Genomic DNA, 22,132 nt, shown 5'->3' with positions numbered 1-22,132 from the left:
CGCCGATGGTGCCAGGGACCACTGACAACGGCGGGTGGACGCGTTTCGGCCGGGCCCGGGACGCCCTGCACCGGGCGCCGGGAAGAGCGCCCGCACAGGGTGAGGGAGTACCGTTGTAGGGGCCGGTCGAATGCGGCGGCGCCGCCCCGGACAGAGCGTCTGCCGCATGGTGGGACCGGCATTGGACCGGTCAGATGAGTGCCTCCCAGAGCAGCCGTCTCTCCGGAGACGGGGTCTTCGACCTCACACGGACGGCCGTGGTGATGGCCGATCGCGCAGGGGTGGCGCAGGGCTGGACCGAGGGCGCCGAGCGGCTTCTGGGCTATCCGGTGTCCGAGGCCGTCGGCCGGCCGCTGGCGGACCTTTTCGCCAGGGTGGGCGCCGGCTCGGAGCAGGACAGCAGATGGGAGTCCCGGCTGGCGTCGGCGGACGGCTGGAGCGGGCTGGAGACCGTACGCCACAAGGACGGGCACCGACTCGACCTGGAGTTCCGCGTGCTGCCGGTCATGGATGCCCAAAAGGGCTTCTCGCGTCTGGTCCTTGCCGCTGAGATGACACGGACGCCGTGGTCAGGGGCGAGCCGGTCGTTCCTGGAGGGCATTCTCGGCATGTCGCCGATCGGTGTGGCCATGGTGAACGCCGATCTGCAGTTCATCTGGCTGAACGACGCCCTGGAGCGGATGGGCGGTACCAGCCGCGAGCAGCGCCTCGGGAAGCGCCTGGCGGAGGTGCAGCCGGGCCTGGCCGTGGAGGCCATCGAGGCGGAGATGCGCCGGGTGCTGCGTACCGGCACCCCCTCGGTCGGCTACGAATACCTGGGGCGCCCGCAGTCCGATCCACAGCGCGAGCATGCCTACTCCACGTCGTTCTTCCGGCTGGAGGACGAGGCAGGGCAGGTGCTCGGCATCTGCTACATGGTCCTCGATGTCACGGAAAGTTACCGGGCCCGGCAGCGGATGGCGCTGCTGAACAAGGCAGGTGAACGCATCGGCAGCTCACTGGACGTCTGGCAGACCGCACAGGAACTCGCCGATGCGGCGGTGCCGGACCTCGCCGACTTCGTCACCGTCGATCTGCTCGATGCGCTGCTCACCGCGGAGGAGACGGCGCCCGGCCCGCTGGATGCGGCGGATCTGCTGACCATGCGCCGGGCGGGAGCGCAGTCCGTCCGTGCGGGCTGCCCCGAGGCGGTGGTCGCCATCGGGGAGCCGGTCGCCTATCCCCCGTCGGCGCCCGTCGTTCTGAGCCTCACCGAGGGCAATTCCACGTTGCTCCAGACGCTGGACCTCGCCGACGGTGACCGGTCGGCCGAGGACCCGGTCCGGGCGGCGGAGCTGCGGGCTCTGGGCTTCCACTCGCTGATGGTGGTGCCGCTGCGGGCGCGGGGCGTCTTCCTGGGAGCGGCCTCGTTCGCCCGCTGGCAGGCCACCGGACCTTTCCAGCCCGACGACCTGGTGCTCGCCGAGGAATTCGTCACCCGCGCGGCGATATCCATCGACAACGCCCGCCGGTACACCCGTGAGCACACCGCGGCCCTCACCCTCCAGCACAGCCTGCTGCCACACGATCTGCCCGAGCAGTGCGCGGTGGAGGCCGCCTACCGCTATCTGCCGGCCGATTCGCTCAGCGGGGTCGGCGGCGACTGGTTCGATGTGATCCCGCTGTCCGGGGCCCGGGTCGCGCTGGTGGTCGGTGACGTGGTCGGTCACGGGGTGCATGCCGCGGCCACGATGGGGCGGCTGCGCGCCGCGGTGCAGGCGCTCGCGGACCTGGATCTGTCCCCGGAAGAGGTGCTGGCGCATCTGGACGACATGCTCAACCGGGTCGCCCACGACGCGAACGCCGACGACGGAGTCATCGGAGCCACCTGTCTGTACGCGGTCTACGACCCCGTCAGCTGCCGCTGCACGCTGGCCCGCGCCGGCCACCCCGCACCGCTGCTCGTCGGTCCCGACGGCACCGGCCGGCTGCTGGATCTACCGACCGGCCCGCCGCTGGGGCTGGGCGGTATGCCCTTCGAATCCGTCGAACTGCCGTTGCGGGAAGGGAGTCTGCTGGCCCTTTACACCAACGGACTGCTGCTGGGGAAGGCCCTCGATCTCGACGGGGGGATCACCAGGCTGCGTGATGCGCTGGCCGATCCGCAGGCTCCGCTGGAGGAGATCTGCGAGACGGTGATCGGCGGTCTGCCGGGCGGGCGGCCGGTCGACGATGTGGCGCTGCTGCTGGCACGTACCCGGGCCCTGCCCCGGACCCGGCTGGCCACCTGGGAGATCCCCGCCGACCCGTCCGCGGTCGGCGAGGCCCGCAGGACCGCGGCCCGACGGCTGCGGGAATGGGGTCTGGAGGAACTCGGCTTCTCCACCGAGCTGATCGTCAGTGAACTGGTCACCAATGCCATCCGGCACGCTTCCGGGCCGATCGGCCTGCGGATGATCCGCGCGGGGGAACTGATCTGCGAGGTCTCGGACGCCAGCAGCACCACCCCGCACCTGCGCCATGCGCGGACCACCGACGAGGGGGGCCGCGGACTGTTCCTCATCGCCCGCTACGCCCAGCGGTGGGGCACCCGCTACACCGCCCAAGGAAAGATCATCTGGGCCGAATTGCCGCTCGGCCCCACCACCGGGACCGCCCCGCCGGCCGACCTCGGCACTCTCCTCGAAGACCTCGACGACGAGGCGGACTTCACGGGCGCCGAGGGCCACTGAGAGCGCACGGACCACCCGGCGCCGGATGCCCGTTTCCTCGGATGCCCATTTCCTCGGATTCCCGTTTCCTCCCCGCCTGCCTGAGGCCCCGCTTAGCGTCTCCTTAAGCCCGCCATAAAGATCCTCAGGAACCGCTCTCCAGGGGCAAATCCGCTGTTCAGCGGGGCTAGCGTGCTTCTCGTAAGGCGGCGCTGCGGGCCGTCGGCGCCGCTCACCGGGGGACGGCGCCGGGCCCGTGTCCCGACCCCCCACCGCTGTGCCGCCTCGTGCCCCGCCCGAGGCAACGGATGAAGGAGACCCCCACGATGACCGCTCGTCGCAAGGCCACCGGGATCGCGCTGGCCGGTATCGGCCCGCTCGCGCTCACCGTGCTCACCGCGAGCCCGGCCGCCGCGCACGGTTCGATGACGGACCCGGTCAGCCGGGTGTCGGCGTGCTTCGCGGAGGGGCCGGAGAGCCCGAAGTCCGCGGCGTGCAAGGCGGCCGTGCGGGCCGGCGGCACCCAGGCGCTCTACGACTGGAACGGCGTACGGGACGGCGACGCGGGCGGCCGGTCCAAGGCCCGTATCCCGGACGGCAAGCTGTGCAGCGCCAACGGTCCCGAGTACAAGGGCCTGGACCTGCCCCGCGCCGACTGGCCCTCCTCCAGGATGCGGGCGGGCAGCCACACCTTCCACTACAAGGCCACCGCGCCCCACAAGGGGTCGTTCGAGCTGTACCTCACCAAGAGCAGCTACGACCCCGCCAAGCCGTTGAAGTGGTCCGACCTGGAGTCGAAGCCGTTCGCGAAGGTCACCGACCCGAAGCTGACCAACGGGGAGTACGTCTTCACCGGGAAGGTGCCGGCCCGGTCCGGGCGCCATCTGATCTACAGCATCTGGCAGCGGTCGGACAGCCCGGAGGCGTTCTACACCTGCTCGGACGTCGTCTTCGGCAAGGGCGGCGGCCAGGTGGCGGCGCAGCCCGCGCCGACCGCCTCGGCGCCGACCGCCCGCCAGCTCGCGGCGGGCGCCGGCAAGTCCTCGATGGACATGAGCGGGCACGACCACGAAGGGAGCGGCACCGGCACCCATACCGATGCCGGCACCCATACCGATGCCGGCGCCCTTACCGATGCCGGCACCCCGGCGGGCGCCGATGCCCCGGCGCCGGGCGGCAGTTCGAAGACCGGCGGCAATGCCCCGCAGGCCCGGGGCGGCGGCAGGCCGGCCGGCGGGCAGCAGCTGGCGGAGACCGGTGGTGACGGCTCCACCGCCCCGATGGCCATCGGCGGCGCCGCCGTCCTGGCCATGGGCGCCGGGGTGCTGTTCGCCACCACCCGCCGCAGGGCCGCCCGGCACCGCGGCTGACGACCGCACCGCGCCTGACGACCGCACCACGGCCGACCGGCCGGCCGGGAAACGACGCCGCCCCCTCCTTCGCCTCGGGGGGTGCGGCGTCGCCCTGCGCCGGGCTGCCCCCTCGTTCTGGAGGGGCATCTCCAATATAGTGGAGAGTACCCTCTAGAACATGGCCAGGCCCTCCCGCTTCGCTACCCCGCAGCTCCTCGACGCCGCCGTACGGCTGGCAGCCGAGTCCGGGCCGTCGGGCGTCACCATGTCCGCGGTCGCGGCGGCCGTCGGCGCTCCCAGCGGCTCGCTCTACCACCGCTTCGCCGGCCGCTCGGCGCTGCTCGCGGAGGTGTGGCTGCGCACCGTCGAGGACTTCCAGGAGGGCTACTTCGAGGCCCTTGAATCGTCGGAGGACCCGCGCGCCGGGGGCCGGGCGGCCGCCCGGCACATCGTGGCGTGGAGCCGCACCCACCCGGCGAAGGCCTCGCTGCTCCTGTACGGGGAACATGACTTCGGGTGGGACGACTGGTCCGACGAGCATCTGCTCCGCGCCGAGGAGGGGAACATCCAGGTGCGGGCGGCCATGGCGGCGCTCGCAGGGGCGCTGGGGTTGCACGGCAGACCGGGCCTGGACCGGGTGACACTCGCCGTCATCGATCTCCCGCTGTCGCTGGTGCGCCGCCATCTGCACGGCGGGTGCCCGCTGCCCGCGCACGCCGAGGACCTGGCGGAACAGTGCACCGACGCCCTGCTGGCGGGCGACTGACACAGCGGCCCACCCCCCGTACGGCCCGACCGGCACCAGCGGCCCACCACCCGTACGGGGCGGCTGACGGCAGCGGCCCACCGCGCACGGGCGGTGGGCCGGACCGGCTCCCGGTCAGCCCGACACGCAGGTGGTCGGGGTGGCGTGCGCCGGATCGAGGGCGTTGGCCGTCTCGTGGAAGGCGAGGCGGTCGGCGAGCCCGATGGCCACATGCTCGGAGATATCGACGGCACACAGGTCCTGGAGCACGACGTTGCGCACATCGGGGCCGTTGAGGAACTGCGTCCGATAGGGGGTGACGACCTCGTCGTACTTGGTCGCGATCACGGTGTAGTGCACTCCGGGGACGGTGTCGCCGCCCGCGTTGAGGCGGTTGAGGACGTCCGAGCCGACGATCTGGTCGGACAGTCCCGGGGTCAGCTTGTCGAGGTACTGCTTGGCACCGGGGAAATAGGGCAGCAGGCGGGTCAGCCCGTCCAGGTCGGTGCCGTGGTTGTCGGGAGCCAGCCCGACCAGCGCGTTCACCTTGCCCACACCACCGTGGAACTTCATGTACACCCGCGGCATCATGCCGCCCTGCGAGTGACCGACGAGGTCGACCTTCGAGGTGCCGGTGGCGGCCAGCACCCGGTCGACATAGTCGGCGAGCTGCCGGGCGGAGGCATCGATCGGCCCCAGCCCGTGGAAGAACGGGACGCCGGGCAGCTGCCCGTAATCCAGGGAGAAGACGCAGTAGCCCCGGGCCACCAGATAGGGCGCGAGGCCGAGCCAGTTGTCGATGGCGTTGCCCAGGGTGCCGTGCACCAGGACGACCGGCCGCGGGTGGTCGGCGGAGGGCTTGCAGGAGTAGTTGTTCCAGCCGCTGCGGACGGTGGAATGAGAGGGGCGGCGCGCCGCGTCTCCGGCCGGGGTGGTGGCGGGCGACGGGTGGGCTGCGGCGGGCGCGGCGGCGGTGAGACCGAGGGCCAGCGCGAGGGCGGGAAGGAGAGTGAGCGTTCTTGACCAGCGCAGCTTCATACGATGCTCCTTGCGGGGTGAGGGGACTCCGAAGTGCTCGGTGAGCCGTTCACGCGATCCGGATCGCAAGGGCCAACGCAGTTGACTGGCAAGTAAGTTACGGCTGGGTAAGCACGAAGTGCCAGCGGCGTGACGGTGAAGGAAGCCACACACGACCCTCACCGGACGTCCGGGCACAGAGCGCCGGGGGTGTGCCTGTACCCGGTTCCGCGCGTCGCGGCCGGCCAGGGGCCGGAGCCGCCCTGTACACCGGAGCCGTCCCGTACAGTCGAACGCCTTGACCAGTGACATGACATGAGGGGGCACCGATGGGGACGGCGGCGACAGCGGATCTGACCGGCATCGTGGAGGTTTCGTCGGAGGGGGAGCTGCGCGAGCTGATCGGCGAGCCCAGCTCCCATGCGGCGAACAAGACCCGCCGTCGGCTGCACGACCTGGACCGCCGGTGGCTGGCCCGCTCGCCGTTCTGCGTGATCGCCACCGCGGATGCGCAGGGCCGGTGCGATGTCTCCCCCAAGGGCGACCCGGCGGGCTTCACCCATGTTCTGGACGACACCACCCTGGTGATCCCGGACCGCCCCGGCAACAAGCGCCTGGACGGCATGGTGAACATCCTCGGCAACCCGCATGTCGGGCTGGACTACTTCGTCCCGGGGCGCGGTGACACCCTGCGGATCAACGGCCGCGCCCGGCTGCTGCGCGACGCCCCGTTCTTCGACGAGCTGACGGTGAAGGGCAACCGCCCGCGACTGGCGCTGCTGGTGGAGGTCGAGGAGGTCTTCTACCACTGCTCCAAGGCGTTCCTGCGCTCGGAGCTGTGGAACCCGGAGACCTGGCAGCCGGACGCCCTGCCCTCGCGGGCCCGGATCGTCAAGGGCGTCGAGCTCCAGGACATGCCGCTGGAGGAACTGGAGCAGCACTATGGCCCGGAGTATGCAAAGAAGCTCTACGGCTGAGGCACCGGGGGCACACGCCCTCGGGGAGACAGCCCCTACGGGCGGACGGCCCCGGGGCCGAGGGGCTTGATGCCCGGGGGCGGGGGCGGGGGCGTACGGCCGTGCGGGCCGAGCGTCGCCGCGGGGCGTACGCTCCCGGCACCGAAGCGCGCCCTGGCCCGGTCGACGGCCGCCTCGATGCGGTGCGCCTTGTCGTCGGACGGGTCGAAGGTCAGCTGCCGCGCGGCGAGTTCGGCACGGCACAGATCCTCCGCGCGCAGCGCCACGGACCGTACCCGCGCCCGCTGCAGCCCGAGCGCGCCGTGCAGCGCGTAGGCCGCCCCGGTCAGCGCGGGCCCGTGCGCGGTCGGCCCGTCCAGCCGCCGGGTGCGGGTCGTGGTGGAGCGGTCGGCGTAGCGGACGGTGAGGGTGAGCGCGCGGGCCACCTGCCCGCTCGCGCGCATCCGGGCACCGAGGTCGTCGGCGAGCGAGAGCAGTGCCCGGCGGCGCCTGGCCGGGTCCAGTTCGTCGTGGACGAAGCGGTGTTCCGCACCCATCGAGCGGGCCGCGGCGTTGGGCGTCACCGGCGTCGGGTCGATGCCGCGGGCCCGCTCGTACACCATGCGGCCGGTCTTCGCGCCGAGGATCCGCTGCAGGGTCGCGGGCGGTGCGGCGGCGATCCGGCCGACGCTGTCGAGCCCGTACGCGCACAGGGCGCGCGCGGTCGCCGGGCCGACGCCGTGCAGCGCCGAGGCAGGCCGGCGGTCGAGGAAGGCGGCGACGGCCTCGGTGTCCCCGGGGACGGCCCGGATCTCCCCGGCTGCCGCCGCCTGGGCCGCCATCCGGGCGAGCAGCGGGTTGACGCCGATCCCGATCGTGCACCGTACGCCGTGCCAGGCCAGCGCGCGCAGCCGCACCAGCTCGGCGATGCCCGCCGCGTCCCGGTCGAAGTAGCGCAGCGCACCGCGCACATCCGCCAGCGCGGCGTCCGGTGGCAGCGCCTCGATCACCGGAGTGAACTGCGCCAGGAGCCGCAGCAGTTGCTCGAACACCCCGGCGCTCACGGGGGTGTCGTCGGCGGCCCGGAAGCGTATGTGGAGCATGCCCGGCCGCCGCGGGGTGCCGGACGGCTCCGGCGGCGCGGCGGGCGGCTCCGGCGGTGCGGCGGGCGGCCTCGGCGGTGCGGCGGGCGGCCTCGGCGCGGGGGTCATCCCGCGCTCCCCGGGCTGGAGTGCCACAACTTGCGTCCGGTGGCGGCGCGTTCGCCCGCGGGCTGGAGGTCGGCCCACGGGTGCAGCTCATAGCCGGTCTCCAGCCGGATGGTGCGGCCCGGGGCGGCGGGCGGCGCGGGTTCCCGGTCCGCCTCGGACCCCTCCCCCGGCCCCTTGCCCGCCCCGGCCGGCCCGTGGTCCGCCCCGGCCGCCGGCTCGTCCGCCTCCTCCGGCCCCGACGCGAGGCGGGCGGCGACCGCCTCCAGGCCGCCCTCACGGCGGAGTTCGGCCAGCTCGGCGAGGTTCCAGGCGGCGGCGCCGACCACGCTGAGGCTGCGTGGGCCGCGCCGCTGGACCGTACCGCGCACCAACAGCAGCCAGGAGTGGAAGACCGTGTGCGCGCACGCCGCAAGGGGGGTGGGGGTACCTCCCAGGCCCCCAGGGCCTGGGGGATCGTCGAAGAAGGCGCAGTCGACCAGTCCCGTGCTGTCGTCGAGCGTGGTGAAGATGACCCGGCGGCCGGAGCGGATCGGCGGCGTCTGGGTGGCCGCCTTGGCCCCGGCGACCAGCACCGTCTCGCCGTGCCGGGCGCTGCGCAGCAGCCGGGCCGGCAGCGCGCCCAGCTCGGCGAGGAACTCCCGGTGGTCGGCCATCAGATGGCGGGAGGTGTCCATACCGAGGGCGCCCAGCTCGGCGCTGAGCCGTTCGATGTCGCCGAGGTCGGGCAGCCCCGCCGGCTCGACCTGATCGGCCGGCGCCGCCCGCTCCGCGCCCGCGCCGTCCAGGGCCCCGGACGGCAGCGTCAACTGACCACCGGACGCCTGCCGCCCGTGGTGGTGCAGCTCGGCGAGGTACAGCAGCAGATCCCGCCGGTTCGCGCCGAAGGCGTCCAACGCGCCCACCCGGGCGAGGCGTTCGGCCACCGGGCGGCTCGGCCTGGCCCGCTGCCACAGGTCCTGGAGGGAGTGGTAGGGCTGCCCGGCCGCGATCCGCCGCGCCTCGGCCTCGCTCATGCCGTGCACATCACAGAGCGCGAGCCGCAGACCCCAGACCGCACCGGAGCGGGGTTCGCCACCACCGGAACCGGACACCAGTTCGATCCGGTGAGCGACCGCCGACCGGTTCACATCCAGCGGCAGCACCGGCACCCCGCGCCGCCGCGCATCCGCGAGCAGCAGCCGCTTCGGATACATCCCGGGGTCGTGGGTGAGCAGCCCGGCGTAAAAGGCCGCGGGGTGGTGCGCCTTGAGCCAGGCGGACTGGTAGGTGGGCACCGCGAAGGCCACCGCATGCGCCTTGCAGAAGCCGTACGAGCCGAAGGCCTCGACGATCTCCCAGGTGCGCGCGACGACGTCGGGCGGATAGCCGCGCCGCTCGGCGCACCGGGCGAACCAGGCGCGGAGCCGGCCCTGCAGCTCGGGGTGCGACAGGGCGCGCCGCTTCTCGTCCGCCTCGTCCCGTGCGCAGCCCGTCATGATCCGCAGCAGCTCGATGATCTGCTCGTGGAACACCACCACCCCGTAGGTCTCGCGGAGCGGTTCCGCCAGGTCGGGGTGCGGATAGCGGACCGGCTTGCGGCCGTGCCGGGCCTCGATGAAGGGCCGCACCATATCGGCGGCGACCGGCCCCGGCCGGAAGAGGGAGATGTCGACGACCAGATCGTGGAAGGTGGCGGGCTGCAGCCTGCCGACCAGGTCGCGCTGGCCCGGCGACTCGATCTGGAAGCAGCCGAGCGTCTCGGTCGAGCGGATCAGTTCGTAGGTCGCGTCGTCGCCGGGCGGCACCTGCGCGGGGTCGTCGAGGTCGATCCGGCGCCCGGTGGCCCGGCCGATCTCGGCGACCGCATGGGCCATCGCGGACTGCATCCGCACGCCCAGCACATCGAGCTTGAGCAGCCCGAGGTCCTCCACGTCCTCCTTGTCGAACTGGGACATGGCGAAGCCTTCGCCGCTGGTGGGCACGGTGGGCGTACGGTCCAGCAGCGTGGCGTCGGAGAGCAGCACCCCGCACGGGTGCATGGCGATCCCGCGCGGCAGCGCGTCCAGCGCCTCGACCAGCTGCCACAATCGCTCGTCGCCGGCTTCCCGGACCCCGCGCAGCTCCGGCAGCTCGGCCAGCGCCGCCCGTGCGTCGCGGGCGCGGATGTGCGGGAAGGCCTTGGCAAGGCGGTCCACCTGCGCCGGGTCCATGCCCAGGGCGGCGCCCACATCCCGTACGGCGTGCCGTACGCGGTAGGTCTCGGGCATCGAGAGCGTGGCGACCCGCTCCGCGCCGAAGCGGTCGAAGATCGCGCGGTAGGCCTCCAGCCGGCGGGCGGACTCGACGTCGATATCGATATCCGGCAGCGCCGCCCGGCGCTCGGACAAGAAGCGCTCCATCAGCAGCCCGTGCTCGACCGGGTCGGCGTGGGCGATGCCGAGGAGGTGGTTGACCAGGGACCCGGCGCCGGACCCGCGGGCCGCGACCCGGATGCCCATCTCCCTTATGTCGTCCACCACTTGGGCAACCGTCAGGAAGTACGAGGGGTAGCCGAGCCGTTCGATCGTGCGCAGCTCGTCGTGCAGCCGCGCCCACCGCTCGCGGTCGCGGTCGTAGCCGCGCAGCACCATCCCGGCGGCGCAGCGCGAGCGCAGCACCCGGGCAGCGGTGCGGTGGCCGGCCCCGACCAGCCGGGGCTCGGGGAAGTGGACCCGGCCGAGCCCGATGTCGTCCTGCGGATCGACCAGGCACGCGCCGGCGGTCTCCTCGGTCATGGTGAGCAGCCGGTGGGCCGGCCCGCGCCGGAATCCGGCCGCCTCGGCGATCCGCTCGGCGGTGTGGCGCATCGTGGCGGCGTCCTTGAGCCAGCGCTCGCCGCTGTCCCGGGCCTCGGGCCGGTGCCGGTCCACCGGCACCAGGCGGCGGGCGGAGTCCAGGACGTCGGCGACTGGCCCCTGGCCGGGGTCGGCATAGCGGACCGCGTTGGTCAGGACGGCGCGGACGCCCTGGTCGACGGCGAAGCCGAGGGTGCGGGCGGCCAGCCGCGGGGAGCCGGGGCCGCTGCCGGACCGCCCGTGGTCGACGACCTCCAGGCACAGCGCCTCGCCGTACAGCTCCCGCCAGGGAGCGAGGAGCCGGGCGGCGCGGTCCGGGCGGCCCGCGGCCAGCGCCCGGCCTACCTCGGAGTCCGGCCCGAGCAGCACGGTCAGTCCGTCCGCGGCGGATTCCAGGGCGCGCCACGGGAGGACGGGCCGCTCGGCCCGGCCGGCGTGGGCGGCGGAGACCAGCCGGCACAGAGCGGCCCAGCCGGCCGCTCCGTCGCGGGCCAGGAAGACGGCACGGGCGGCGGACTCGTCGAGGAAGGCGCCGCCGCGCACCGGGGTGCGGCGGCGCGTGGTAGCGGCGCCGACGGGGCCCGCCCCGCGCTCCGCCTCGCGCTCCGCCACGGCGAGTTCGGCGCCGAACACCGGGCGGATTCCGGCCTCGGCGGCGGCCTTGGCGAACCGTACGGCCCCGGAGAGCCCGTCCCGGTCGGTCAGTGCGAGGGCATCCATCCCGCGTTCGGCGGCGCGCTCGGCGAGCCGCTCCGGATGGGAGGCGCCATAGCGCAGGGAGAACCCCGAAGCGGTGTGCAGATGCGTGAACCCGGACATCCGCACCTCCTGCACCTCACCCGCCCCCGGCTGACCTTGTATCCCTCGTGTCCCTCGTTCCTCCCCTCCACCATAACCCGCCCATCGAACATTAGTACGAAGATGCTCCCCGAGGGCCGCCTCCCGCCCTCCGCCCTCCGTCCCCCGTCCCCCGTCCTCCCCCTCCGCCGATCAGCCCCACCCGATCTGCACGCCCCCACCCCCCACCGGAAGATGGCTGAGCAAAAGCATCAGTAACACCCAAAGCACCCACATCACCAAAGCACCAAAGCACCAAAGCGTCAGAGCGCCAAAGCACCATCAGCCCGGACCGGCAGCCGGAAGTGTGGCGAGGAGCAACCGCATGGCCACGACGGACGACGCCCCCCGCACCACCTTCCTCAGGGAGGTGAGGAGCGCGGTGACGCCCCATGCCTCGCTGCTGGTGCTCGGCGTGCTGGGGCTGATGATCGCCTTCATCACCTCGTACACCGGCGCCTTCCACCACCCCAAGCCGACCGGTGTGCCACTCGCCGTCGTCGCCCCCGCGCAGGTCAGCGCGCAACTGGTGAGCAAACTGGACCGGCTGCCTGGCTCCCCCCTGAACCCGCGCGCGGTGCCCTCCGAGCGGGCCGCGCGACAGCAGCTCGCGGACCGGACGATCGATGGCGCACTGCTCGTCGCCCCGCGCGGCCGCACCGACCGGCTGCTGGTGGCCAGTGGCGGCGGCGCCTCCCTCGCCCAGGCGGTCGAGCTGGTCGTCCGCTCGGCGGAGAAGGCCGAGCGCCGCACCGTACGCACGGTGGATGTGATCCCGGCGGCTCCTGGCGACAGCCGCAGCCTGTCGTCCTTCTACCTGGTCATCGGCTGGTGCGTCGGCGGCTATCTGTGCGCCGCGATCCTCGCGATCAGCGCCGGGGCGCGCCCCTCCAACGGGCACCGGGCAGTCATCCGGCTGGCCGCGCTCGCCCTGTACGCGCTCGCCGCCGGACTGGCCGGAGCGATCATCGTCGGCCCCGTCCTCAGCGCCCTGCCCGGCGCCTTCTTCGGGCTGTGGGGGCTGGGCGCCCTGGTCGTCTTCGCGGTGGGCGCCACCACCCTGGCCTGCCAGGCCCTGCTGGGCATCATCGGCATCGGCCTGGCGATCCTGCTGATCGTCATCCTCGGCAACCCGAGCGCCGGCGGCGCCTACCCCTATCCGATGCTGCCCCCGTTCTGGCGCGCCCTCGGCCCCGCCCTCCCCCCCGGGGGCGGGCACCTGGGCCGCACGCTCCCTTGCCTACTTCCGCGGCAACGCGGTCACCTGCCCGCTCCTGGTGCTGTCCGCCTGGGCGGTGGGCGGCACCTTGATCACCCTGGCACTGTCGATCTTCCGCAAGAAGGGCGAGACCCCCTCATGACCATCTCCGCCAACCGGCTGTCCCACCCCGCGGTACGTGCCCTGGTCACGGCCCTCAACGGCAATGACGAGCAGGCGTTCTTCGCCGCCCTCACCCCCGACGCCACCATGTCCGACGACGGCTCCGACCGGGATCTGCGCGAGTGGTGCGAACGGGAGATCTTCACCACCCGAGGGCACATGGACGTACAGTCCGAGTCGCATCAGGGCCTGTCCCTCGTGGCCGACTACCGCAACGACACCTGGGGCGAGATGCGCACCCGCTGGCAGTTCACGGTGGACGACGGAAAGGTCAGCCGGTTCGAAACGGGGCAGGCTTGAGGTCGGGCGGGGGGCTTAGGGGCCCGGGTTCCCGACAGGACGTAGGGGCCTCGCCGGTACAAGGGAAGGGCGCGGCGCCTCGTTTCAGGAAGCCACCTGCTGCCGCGATGTGGCTCAGCCCGTCGTGGGCGCTCCTCTCACCTTCTCCACCGTCGGCGGTCACGATCTCACCACGGCTCAGCTAGACGGCCAGATCATCGGCGCCACCCTGCGATGCTCCAAGCAGACTTATCGGCGGTGGAGGGGGCCCAACGTGGAGACAGCAGTCGAAGGAAGCCGGTCTGCTGCTCGACCATGGACCTATGCAGTGTGCGTCGTAGCGGGCGCAGTCCTAGGAGCCGGAGCGGTCGGGTGCTTTTGGTGGGTCAGCGCTGGGGACAACAGCCGCCCGTCCGGCCCTCCTTTCGAAGCCACCGGCACAGTAACGGTGTTCGGTTCTTGGGTCGGCAGCCAGGCGGACGAAGGCTGTGTGGGTAGCGATGCCTTCACGGACCTTCGGCCGGGGACGCCTGTCAGGGTGTTCGATCCGTCGGGTAACCAGCTTGCACAAGGCCGCCTCAAGGCTGGCACTGCGGGCAAGGTTGTCGGCAACAGCTGTACCTGGCCGCTGGAAGTGCACGGGGTCCCTGGCGGAGCGACTCAATATGGGCTCCGCATCGGGAACCGTGCGGAACTAACCAAGACACGTGAAGAACTGGAGAGCGGCGTCGATCTGTCCTTCGGCAGCCAGTGACTCTGTCGGTGAGTGGTGCCCTTCCGTGATATCCCTCGGACTGTGCCCCGTCCGTGCCCCACCGGTCGGTAAACCACGGGGAATCCCGGGCACTGCCAGGGACGCAGAACGGGGCCGGCCCCCGACCAGATTCCCCGGTCAAGGGCCGTTCACCTGGGGAGGCTGTGGGATTTGAACCCACGGTGACGTTGCCGCCACGACAGTTCAAGGTTGCTCAGCGTTTGACTCACCCATCGGGGCCCACCGACTCAGCTCTGACCACCAGTCGCAGAGCGTTCCGGGGCAGGTTCATCTGGCGGGTTGAACGTCTGCTGTAGGCCGATGATGCAGAGGCACACCACAAGGACCAGCAAGACGATGAACAGGGACCATGACCACCAGACACCTGGAAGAACCAGCAACCAGAGCAGCGGAAATGCGATCACCACGATCATGCACACGGCACCCAAACTCGCCCAGTTCCGTCGATGCGCCACGTATCGGGTTTGCCTGGACGCGACTGCCCCAAGCTGGCTCCTGACCAGGACGTCCAGCTGAGCAATCTCGTGAGTCCACTGATCCGGAGGCCCAGCTCTCAGCTTGTCTAGCAACTCCCAGTTACGTTCGAGGTCGGCGATGAGTCGAGCATCGCGACGGTTCTGCACAATGCCTGTGACCAACGGTCCCGCTGCGGCAGCCGCCACAACACCGATGCCCCCCAGGAGTGGCGTAAGCCATGACTCCAACTGCGTGCCCCTCACCGTTCGCCGCGTCCCATGACTGTCAGCAGCCTAAGACTCGGCAGTGACACCAGGTGCGACGAAGCGACTTCGGGCCGCCCTTGGGGCCGTCAAGGGGCGTGCAGTGACAGCACACGAAATCGCCTCGCCGCTCTCTACCCTCAACAGTCGTGTTGGTTAGGGCTGCGATCGAAGCCGGCCGATGCGCCTTTTGGCACGGCTGTTGGGCTCCGGCTGTACAGCAGCGAAGTACAGCAACCACGGCGATCCCAGCTGACCGGCACCGGCCACAGGACCACTGGCTACCAGCCGAGCAGACCTCAGTGACCGCCTCGCCGGTAGCTCGCAACGATGGGCCGTCGTGCCCGCTGCGTGCCCGAAGGACCGGTAAACCCTCATGGGGAATGCGGGTGCGCAACGGGGCAGCGCAATATGGCGCTTCTGTGGCATCCCGGCAGGTCAGGGCACCGATTGGCGGTCGATCGCCCCGTTCCCAAGGTGATGGCTCCGTGCGGTGGATTTCGCAGCTCTCGCGAGTGGATGCCTCAGTCGCCCTTTCTGTCTGCGCAAGCTCTGTCACACTCCGCTCATGGGGCGTTGTGCTGGTGTGACACGGCAGGGGCGAGCATGCGGAAATCCGGCCGGATGGAACGGCTACTGCCATCTGCATGGTGGTGGAGGTCGGCGAGGCCACAGCTCACTTGTCTCCGCTGCTTCCCGACCTCCGCGTAGGCCGACGCGTCCGGTGCCGGGACCACGAGGAAGGCGAAGAGGGCGGTTGTGGCGACTGCGGTGGCTCTTGATGAGCTGGTTCGAGGCACTGCGTAACGCCATAAGTAGACGCACATGACGTAGCTCCCTGGGCCGTCTATGGGCCGTCCGAGGTCGCTCGACAACGGCCAAGGATGACCACCGGGCGCCCAGGCCCACCGCTCCTGAGCATGGAAAGCACAGGTCACCAAGATCCCCGACAAGACCCAAGGCAAGAAGTTTCTCCGACAGGTGAGCTATCAAGGCCCACACGGCTTCCACATACTCTTCGGCTCGTCCGGGCTGCCCTACTTCGACGCTGCCGAACTGGCGGCGGAGGCCGCCCACTGTTTCCGCGACGTGCGCAGCGCTCGTCAGGCCGTCTCCCACGCGGAAAACGCCATGAGCGGCAGCCACGTCCGCAGCGATTTCTTCGCCACCATGGTCCTGGCCGACGCCCACCTCCATGCCGGCGACGCCGAGGAAGCTTGCAACGTCGCCCTGGACGCCCTTGATCTCGGGGAACAGCTCAGGTCCGCCCGATGCGTCGCCTACCTTGCCGAGTTCCGCCAACACCTCGCGGTGTCAGGGCCTGCCGCGGCCGTCCGCGAGTTCCATGAGCAGGCCGCGGAACACCGTTTGTGGATCGCAAGCGGGCAAGCGCTGACGGCTTCTTAGCCGTCAGGTCAGAAGGGGCTCCAGTCCCGGCGGCTGCCCCCGGTACGGAGCGCATGCATCCGGCGGCTGAACTCGGCGGCAGACTTCTCACTGCTGCCGACCTGCTGGCCCATCCACAGCACCATCATCAGCTCACGGACATCGGCAAGCACCGAGTAGCCGGGCCAGTTCATGATGTCGAATCCGTAGTGGTGAACAAAGCCCTCGTAATCACTCCGGCCATGCCAGCCGAAACGGTCGTAGTAGATCGCCGTGAGGATCAGATCCCACTCCCGCGGTGCCAGGCAGAAGCCGTCCAGGTCGATCATGATGGCTTGGCCGCTGCGGTCCCGCAGCACGTTGCCGATGTTGGCGTCGCCGTGGATCAGGCCGTACGGCAGCACGAAGTCCAGCCGGTCGTACTCCTTGCCCAGTCGCCGAGCCCGCTGCTCCAGGAACGCCGCGTCGTCCGCCGAGACACCGTCGAGTGCCTCGAACGAGGACCACACCTTGGCGAACGGATCGAAGTACGGCAGACGCAACGACTCCGGCTCCTCAAGCCAGTGCAGCCGCCGCAGCAGATCTGCCAGCTCGGTCACCGTCGCGTACTCTTCGCGGTCCTGGGCGCTCTCCCAGAACGTGACGACCCTGCCGCCGGCCGACAGCGGCTGACGCACGCGGGGCAGCACTCTCGTTGCCGGGTAGTCCTGCGACTCAAGCCAGCGGGCTACCTGGACAGCCCGCGCCATCTCCGTTGCTGCATCCAAATCACGTGCGATGCGAACGATCACCGGGACGGACGACAGTCGGTAGACGGCGTTCGATCCGAGTCGCAGCAGCTCCGCCCCGGACGCATCGATCCGGGCCTCTGCACATGCTTCGCGGAGCACGGCCTCCACACCCTCCGCCCTGAACTCCCGGAGTGTGTCTGGACTCTTGCCGGGGTCCGAGATCATGCCACCGACCGTACCGGGCCGTGCCAGATCCGTGCCAGATCGCAGGAGCACGGTCGGACAGCGGCGGACGGTCGGCATGGTGATCTTGCAGGCTGGGGCCCAGCTCAGGTCAGCGCCGTGGTCACCGGAGCACCCTCCTAAAGCGGGTGTCGCGGGTTCGTATCCTGCCGGGCACCAATCCAGAAGGGTCCGACATCAACTGCGACGGTCAGTCGCTCACGGCCAGGCCGCCTCTTGAGCGGCCCGTGCATGTGGCTGCTTCCGCGCTCCCACACGTCACCGGAGTCGATCTGCGACACTGGGAGAAGCGTGCCAGCGCAAGCAGCGGTTGGCATCGCCGTCACGGCTCGACGGTCAACCGAGCCAGTCGGACGAGGGCCGGAAGCCGGCTACGAGCACCGCTCGGGCAGGCCACGAGAAGCCAGGCGGATTGCCGGCTCCCCTCTTCCCCTCAGTGGACACCAGGCCCACACCGCATTCGGCCGGCCCTGGAACCGGAGCGGCACGACGGCCGGATCTCACCATCACGTGGGAGGCATCCGATGCCATTCATCGACATCAAGGTGATCGCAGGGGTATTCACCCCCGAAGAGAAGCAGAAGATGGTCGAAGATGTCTCCGAGGCGTTGATCGCCATCGAAGGTGAGGCACTGCGACCGGTGACGCATGTAGTGATCACCGAGACGCCCAGTGGCGCATGGGCAATCGGCGGTAAGGCCATGACAGCCGAAGACGTTCAGGCCAAGAGGGCCGGCTAGAGCTGCTCGACGGGGAGGGCGGCCAGCTCACATATGTGTTCCGCCGTCGATCCGGATCTCCGTGCCGGTGATGAACGCGCCGTCCTGCGAGGCGAGCATCGCGATGACCCCCGCGACGGTTTCCGGGCCGGCGAAGCCCTCGCCGAGGGCCGGGGTGAGCTTGTCGAACAGGCTCATATCGGCGTCCTCGGGCAGTCCCGGGACGCCGCCGCTGGTCATGCCGCTGGCGATGGAGCCCGGTGCCACACAGACCGCGCGCAGTCCCTGCTTGCCGTACTCGCTCGCGATGGCGTGCGTCATGGACTGGATGCCGCCCTTGCTCGCCGCGTATGCCGACATGTACGGGTGCGCGAACGAGGCGGAGGTGGAGCTGAAGTTGACCACGACCGGCGCCCGGCCTTCCAGGAGCGCGGGCAGCGACTCACGGATCATCAGGAACGTGCCGGTCAGGTTGATCGAGATGACCTGCTGGAAATCGGCCAGGGCGGTCTCGTGGGTGTGCGAGGCGCGCAGGATGCCGGCCGCGTTGACCAGGACGTCCAGGCCGCCGAGGCCGGCCACCGCGGCGGGGACGGCGCTGCGGACCGCCGCCTCGTCGGCGATGTCCAGCACCGTGGTCTCCAGCCGTCCGGCGGCGCCCTCGGCGGCCGCACGGTCGGCGGTGACCTGCAGACCCGCCGCGTCGACGTCCGCCGCCACCACCCGGCCGCCCTCGGCGAGGATCCGGTGGACGGTGGCCTGGCCGATGCCCGAGCCGGCTCCGGTGATCAGGGTGCGGCGGCCGTCAAAGCGGTTCATGGTCCAGCTCCGTTCTTCGAAGTATCTTGGCACGGTACGCGCACATGGCATGCCGTGCCACTTCGGCTCTACGCGCCACTGCGGCACGGAACTCCGTAGGCTGACGCCATGCCGACCTCACCCCGCCCCGCTCCACTCCCCCGCCCCTCGCTCACCGAACGGCGCAAGGCCGAGACCCAGCTGGAGATCGCCCGCACCGCGGCGGCGCTCTTCGCCGAGCGCGGCACCGCCGTCACCGCCGACGACATCGCGCGCGCCTCGGGGGTCGCGCTGCGCACCTTCTACCGCTACTTCCGCACCAAGGAGGACGCGGTGGCGCCGTTGCTCGCCGACGGGGTGCGGCAGTGGACCGACGAGCTGGCCGCCGCACCGGCCGGGCCGGGCGCACCTCCCGTACGCGAGGTGCTGGAGCGGTCGGCCCGCCGGTCGTTGACCCCCGCCGACGAACCGGCCGCGGAGGCGCTGCGCTGGACCCGCGGGCTGCTGCGGGCGATGCCGGGCGATCCCGCGCTGCGCGCGGTCTGGCACCGGGTCCACCACGACGCCGAGGAGGCGCTGGTGCCGCTCCTGGCACGACTGACCGGCGCGGGACCGCTGGAGGTAAGGCTGGCCGCGGCCGCCGCGAATACCGCGACGCGGGTCGCGGTGGAGGAGTGGGCGGCGGGGGACGGAGCGCCGGACGGCCCGCAGGGGCCCGGGGAACTGGTGGTGCCGTGCCTGCGGGCGCTGACGGCCGGGCTGTCGCAGCTCGACGGGGCGCACGCCCGGGAGGACCTCCGGGAGGACACCCGAGAGAACATGCAGGAGGACGGCGGGAAAGCGGGCCGGGGCAGGGTGCACTCGGGCCGGTAGCACGGGGAGGGGCACACCCGGGCCGGTAGCGCGAGGGAGGGGCACAGCGAGGCCCCGGCGGCGGCACCTCGGCCGGCCACGCGGGGGGCGGGCCCCGGAGGACGCCGGACCCCGGGCCGGTAAGCCGAGCGACCGGTGGCCGGTTCTTACCTCAGCGGGCACCCCAGGCGGCACGGAGGGCACCTCGGGCCCCCCTCTTCGGCCAATCGCCGGAGATCGAAACCCGCCCGAACGGCCGGTCGGCGGCCGGATTCCTTCCTTCCGGGTCCCGGCGGCCGTTGCCAGGGGCATGACCGGCACCACATCCCCGCTGGCCGAACCCCCTTCCCTCCGGGCGCCGCGCACCGCCTCCGGTTACGTTCGCGCCATTACTCTCAGCTTTCGCCTAATGACTCAAAGCGATCGCCATATGCGCACTCAGGATGCTTTCGGGGTGCGGTTGGGCCAGACTCCCGTCCGGTATCTGCACCTTCGAGCAAGGGAGTGTTCGTCATGCGGTACATCACTGGGGCGGTCGCGCTCGGCGCGGCGCTGGTTCTGGGCACGCTGGCCACCACCGCGCAGGCCGCCGCCCCGGCGCAGCCGGCCCGGACCGGTGGTCTGTACGCCCCGACGGAACTGGTGCTGACGGTGGGCCAGGGCGAAAGCCGTGCGACCGCCACGGTGCAGCGCGCCGTGACGCTCAGCTGTATGCCCGGGGCCAGGGGCAGCCACCCGAACCCGATGGCCGCCTGCACCCAACTGCGGGCGGTGGCCGGCGACTTCAACGCGATAACCGGCGCCACCTCGGACCGCCTGTGCACCAAGGAGTGGAACCCCTTCGTGGTCACCGCGGACGGCGTGTGGCAGGGCAAGCGGGTCTCGTACAGCTACACCTTCGCCAACCCCTGCGCGATGAGCGGCGACAGCAACGCGGTTTTCGCGTTCTGAGCTGAACTGAATCGAGCTGAACCGAACCGAACCGAGCTGAGCCGGACTGAACCGAGCTGAGCTGCTTCGGATCCCCGGGCGCCGGACGGCGGTGCCCGGGGATCATCGCGTGCGGCGGGCACCATGGGCCGGCGCCCGCTCCCGGACGTCGAGCGCGTCCGGGAGCCGGTGCCGTGCGCCGGGAGGTGTGCTGCCGCGCGGGGGTCAGCCGATCTGCGCGCCGTAGGCCTTCAGGGCCTCCGGGACGGGCTGGAAGAAGGTTTCGCCGCCCTGGGAGCAGTCGCCGCTGCCGCCGGAGGTGAGGCCGATCGCGGCGTCGCCGTCGAAGAGGGCGCCGCCGCTGTCGCCGGGCTCGGCGCAGACATCGGTCTGGATCAGACCCTCGACCGTGCCCTCCTGGTAGTTGACGCTGGCGTTCAGCGCCTTGACGGTGCCGTCGTGGACCTGGGTGGTGCTGCCGCTGCGCTGCACCTTCTCACCGACGGTGGCCTCCGCGGCCTTGGTGATCTTCTGCGTGCTGCCGTTGTAGAGGTCGACCTCGCTGGGGTGCGGGGTGTCGCCCGTGTACTTGGCGAGGGAGAAGTCGTCGCCCGGGAACTTGGAGTCCTCGGTGGTCGCGATCGCCGAGCCGCCCTGCTTGTCGGACCAGCTCTTGATCTCGTTGCCGCAGTGGCCGGCCGTCAGGAAGTACGGCTTGCCGTCCTTGACGACGTTGAAGCCGAGCGAGCAGCGGGCCCCGCTGCCCCAGATCGCGTCGCCGCCGCCGATGAAGGGTTTGAACTCACCCTTGCTGTGGCGCACCTCGACCTTGTCGCCGAGAGCCTTGGCGACCTTGGCGAGCCGGTCCAGCTTGGTGCCCTTGACCGTGCGGTCGGCGGTGACCACGACCTTGTTGCTCTCCGGGTCGATACCCCAGGACGTGCCGGGGATGGTCGCCTTCGACTTCAGCGTCTGCCGGGCCGAGTCGAGCTGGGCGAAGGTGTGCTTGACGAGTCTGGCTTCCGCCCCCTTCGCCCGCACGGCCTGGGCCTGGGCCTTGTTCACCACATTGACGACCAGCTTCTTGGCCTTGACGTCGTAGAAGGAACCGGCCGTGTCCGTCTTGAGGTGAGAGGCGAGGGTCGCCGCCGCGGTGGAGGTCAGCTTGGCGAGCGCGGGAGTGCGCGCGGGGGCCGTGGACGCGTTGGCGTTGGCGAGGGTGACAGTGGCGGTGGCGGCAAGCGCAAGGGCTCCCGCACCTGCGACGATGACGCGCCGGTTGGGTATGCGACGGTGCTTCAAGTCAGAGCCTCCGTGGGGGGAAGAGCCCGGAAACTGTGGGGAGTTACCCGGACCCGGAGAGTGAGGAATCGGGGCAGGAACGGATCTGCCCGAGGAGCAGGCCCCGGAAGGCGCGTCCATGCCAACGTGCGGAGCCGAGTATTGCCATCCGCCTCACTCGCGCACAAGACCGGGTTCCGGTCCCACATACGGGAGTTCACCATTTCGCCACACGAAGGTCACACCGATGTCCGCACACCTCGACCCGAGTGCGGACATCAGCAGGCACACGAGGCGCTCGGCGGACGGCAACGTGTGAGGACTATAGCTGGCCGGAAAACGGCGGCCGGGAACCGGCCCCCGCCCGGCAGAGAATGCCGCAAGTGCCCGCATAAGCAGGCACATACGCCGATCAGG

15 protein-coding genes and 2 pseudogenes are annotated in these 22,132 nt (G+C 71.2%); 10 read left to right on the top strand and 7 right to left on the bottom strand.

The annotated features are described in order from the left end of the window. Positions 1-194: 194 nt before the first annotated feature. From ACF088_RS35840 to ACF088_RS35830, 3 genes are all read left to right on the top strand, one after another. Positions 195-2,711 carry a SpoIIE family protein phosphatase gene (locus ACF088_RS35840; protein WP_392380090.1) on the top strand — a complete coding sequence of 839 codons (2,517 nt, stop codon included), beginning with the start codon at positions 195-197 and terminating at the stop codon, positions 2,709-2,711. Positions 2,712-3,016: 305 nt separating this feature from the next. Next, positions 3,017-4,060 (top strand): lytic polysaccharide monooxygenase, encoded by a 1,044-nt coding sequence (locus tag ACF088_RS35835; RefSeq protein WP_392380089.1) that lies wholly within the window; start codon positions 3,017-3,019, stop codon positions 4,058-4,060. Between the two features lie 160 nt (positions 4,061-4,220). Next, entirely contained in the window at positions 4,221-4,808 is a 588-nt protein-coding gene (locus tag ACF088_RS35830; RefSeq protein WP_392380088.1) for a TetR/AcrR family transcriptional regulator, read from the top strand. A 114-nt stretch (positions 4,809-4,922) separates the two neighbouring features. Here ACF088_RS35830 and ACF088_RS35825 read toward each other — a convergent pair whose 3' ends face one another. Continuing rightward, on the bottom strand, positions 4,923-5,825 hold the full coding sequence (locus tag ACF088_RS35825; RefSeq protein ID WP_392380087.1) for an esterase/lipase family protein: 903 nt from the start codon (positions 5,823-5,825) through the stop codon (positions 4,923-4,925). Positions 5,826-6,133: 308 nt separating this feature from the next. Between ACF088_RS35825 and ACF088_RS35820 the strand changes: the two genes are divergently transcribed. Then, entirely contained in the window at positions 6,134-6,781 is a 648-nt protein-coding gene (locus ACF088_RS35820) for a pyridoxamine 5'-phosphate oxidase family protein (RefSeq protein ID WP_392380086.1), read from the top strand. Positions 6,782-6,816: 35 nt separating this feature from the next. On the opposite strand, the gene ACF088_RS35815 is transcribed toward ACF088_RS35820, so the two are convergent. Continuing rightward, complete coding sequence (locus ACF088_RS35815) at positions 6,817-7,971, bottom strand: helix-hairpin-helix domain-containing protein (protein ID WP_392380085.1); 1,155 nt, start codon at positions 7,969-7,971, stop codon at positions 6,817-6,819. Then, positions 7,968-11,603, bottom strand: a complete 3,636-nt coding sequence (locus ACF088_RS35810; RefSeq protein WP_392380084.1) for a DNA polymerase III subunit alpha — start codon at positions 11,601-11,603, stop codon at positions 7,968-7,970. Before ACF088_RS35810 ends, ACF088_RS35815 begins: the two co-directional genes overlap by 4 nt. A 343-nt stretch (positions 11,604-11,946) precedes the next feature. Between ACF088_RS35810 and ACF088_RS35805 the strand changes: the two are divergent. Then, positions 11,947-12,982 (top strand): annotated as a pseudogene (locus ACF088_RS35805) (DUF3533 domain-containing protein). Next, positions 12,979-13,302 carry a nuclear transport factor 2 family protein gene (locus ACF088_RS35800; RefSeq protein WP_392380082.1) on the top strand — a complete coding sequence of 108 codons (324 nt, stop codon included), beginning with the start codon at positions 12,979-12,981 and terminating at the stop codon, positions 13,300-13,302. The pseudogene ACF088_RS35805 and the gene ACF088_RS35800 overlap by 4 nt, the downstream one beginning before the upstream one ends. Positions 13,303-14,283: 981 nt before the next feature. Here ACF088_RS35800 and ACF088_RS35795 read toward each other — a convergent pair. Further along, positions 14,284-14,469 (bottom strand): hypothetical protein, encoded by a 186-nt coding sequence (locus tag ACF088_RS35795; protein WP_392380081.1) that lies wholly within the window; start codon positions 14,467-14,469, stop codon positions 14,284-14,286. 1,338 nt (positions 14,470-15,807) lie between these two features. On the opposite strand from ACF088_RS35795, the pseudogene ACF088_RS35790 reads away from it, so the two are divergent. Continuing rightward, positions 15,808-16,182: pseudogene (locus tag ACF088_RS35790) on the top strand (hypothetical protein); the annotation flags it as partial. A gap of 8 nt (positions 16,183-16,190) precedes the next feature. On the opposite strand, the gene ACF088_RS35785 reads toward ACF088_RS35790, so the two are convergent. Next, positions 16,191-17,117: a phosphotransferase family protein gene (locus tag ACF088_RS35785; protein ID WP_392380080.1), complete on the bottom strand. Its 927-nt coding sequence runs from the start codon at positions 17,115-17,117 to the stop codon at positions 16,191-16,193. Between the two features lie 542 nt (positions 17,118-17,659). Here ACF088_RS35785 and ACF088_RS35780 point away from each other — a divergent pair. After that, on the top strand, positions 17,660-17,875 hold the full coding sequence (locus tag ACF088_RS35780; protein WP_392380078.1) for a 4-oxalocrotonate tautomerase family protein: 216 nt from the start codon (positions 17,660-17,662) through the stop codon (positions 17,873-17,875). A gap of 27 nt (positions 17,876-17,902) precedes the next feature. Here ACF088_RS35780 and ACF088_RS35775 read toward each other — a convergent pair whose 3' ends face one another. Further along, on the bottom strand, positions 17,903-18,673 hold the full coding sequence (locus ACF088_RS35775) for an SDR family NAD(P)-dependent oxidoreductase (protein WP_392380076.1): 771 nt from the start codon (positions 18,671-18,673) through the stop codon (positions 17,903-17,905). Positions 18,674-18,781: 108 nt separating this feature from the next. Between ACF088_RS35775 and ACF088_RS35770 the strand changes: the two genes are divergently transcribed. Both ACF088_RS35770 and ACF088_RS35765 read left to right on the top strand, forming a co-directional pair. Next, on the top strand, positions 18,782-19,525 hold the full coding sequence (locus tag ACF088_RS35770; RefSeq protein ID WP_392380075.1) for a TetR/AcrR family transcriptional regulator: 744 nt from the start codon (positions 18,782-18,784) through the stop codon (positions 19,523-19,525). A gap of 492 nt (positions 19,526-20,017) precedes the next feature. Then, entirely contained in the window at positions 20,018-20,455 is a 438-nt protein-coding gene (locus ACF088_RS35765) for a subtilase-type protease inhibitor (RefSeq protein ID WP_392380074.1), read from the top strand. A gap of 204 nt (positions 20,456-20,659) precedes the next feature. Here the strand turns inward: ACF088_RS35765 and ACF088_RS35760 are convergent, their stop codons facing one another. Continuing rightward, the gene (locus ACF088_RS35760; protein WP_392380073.1) at positions 20,660-21,736 is read right to left on the bottom strand and encodes a S1 family peptidase; all 1,077 of its coding nucleotides are present in this window, start codon (positions 21,734-21,736) and stop codon (positions 20,660-20,662) included. Between the last annotated feature and the right edge of the window lie 396 nt (positions 21,737-22,132).

This window comes from Streptomyces sp. NPDC015125 (assembly GCF_043080045.1).
In the GTDB taxonomy this organism is placed as follows: Bacteria; Actinomycetota; Actinomycetes; order Streptomycetales; family Streptomycetaceae; genus Streptomyces.
Note: the sequence above shows the minus strand (reverse complement) of the source record. Positions and strands in the feature narration are given on the sequence as shown.

What these genes read in the sequence shown, in the direction of transcription:
- ACF088_RS35780 (WP_392380078.1), top strand. Translation starts at nt 17,660, where the DNA reads ATGCCATTCATCGACATCAAGGTGATCGCAGGGGTATTCACCCCCGAA.
- ACF088_RS35835 (WP_392380089.1), top strand. Translation starts at nt 3,017, where the DNA reads ATGACCGCTCGTCGCAAGGCCACCGGGATCGCGCTGGCCGGTATCGGC.
- ACF088_RS35815 (WP_392380085.1), bottom strand. Translation starts at nt 7,971, where the DNA reads ATGACCCCCGCGCCGAGGCCGCCCGCCGCACCGCCGAGGCCGCCCGCC.
- ACF088_RS35825 (WP_392380087.1), bottom strand. Translation starts at nt 5,825, where the DNA reads ATGAAGCTGCGCTGGTCAAGAACGCTCACTCTCCTTCCCGCCCTCGCG.
- ACF088_RS35840 (WP_392380090.1), top strand. Translation starts at nt 195, where the DNA reads ATGAGTGCCTCCCAGAGCAGCCGTCTCTCCGGAGACGGGGTCTTCGAC.
- ACF088_RS35830 (WP_392380088.1), top strand. Translation starts at nt 4,221, where the DNA reads ATGGCCAGGCCCTCCCGCTTCGCTACCCCGCAGCTCCTCGACGCCGCC.
- ACF088_RS35810 (WP_392380084.1), bottom strand. Translation starts at nt 11,603, where the DNA reads ATGTCCGGGTTCACGCATCTGCACACCGCTTCGGGGTTCTCCCTGCGC.
- ACF088_RS35770 (WP_392380075.1), top strand. Translation starts at nt 18,782, where the DNA reads ATGCCGACCTCACCCCGCCCCGCTCCACTCCCCCGCCCCTCGCTCACC.
- ACF088_RS35775 (WP_392380076.1), bottom strand. Translation starts at nt 18,673, where the DNA reads ATGAACCGCTTTGACGGCCGCCGCACCCTGATCACCGGAGCCGGCTCG.
- ACF088_RS35800 (WP_392380082.1), top strand. Translation starts at nt 12,979, where the DNA reads ATGACCATCTCCGCCAACCGGCTGTCCCACCCCGCGGTACGTGCCCTG.
- ACF088_RS35820 (WP_392380086.1), top strand. Translation starts at nt 6,134, where the DNA reads ATGGGGACGGCGGCGACAGCGGATCTGACCGGCATCGTGGAGGTTTCG.
- ACF088_RS35785 (WP_392380080.1), bottom strand. Translation starts at nt 17,117, where the DNA reads ATGATCTCGGACCCCGGCAAGAGTCCAGACACACTCCGGGAGTTCAGG.
- ACF088_RS35765 (WP_392380074.1), top strand. Translation starts at nt 20,018, where the DNA reads ATGCGGTACATCACTGGGGCGGTCGCGCTCGGCGCGGCGCTGGTTCTG.
- ACF088_RS35795 (WP_392380081.1), bottom strand. Translation starts at nt 14,469, where the DNA reads ATGATCGTGGTGATCGCATTTCCGCTGCTCTGGTTGCTGGTTCTTCCA.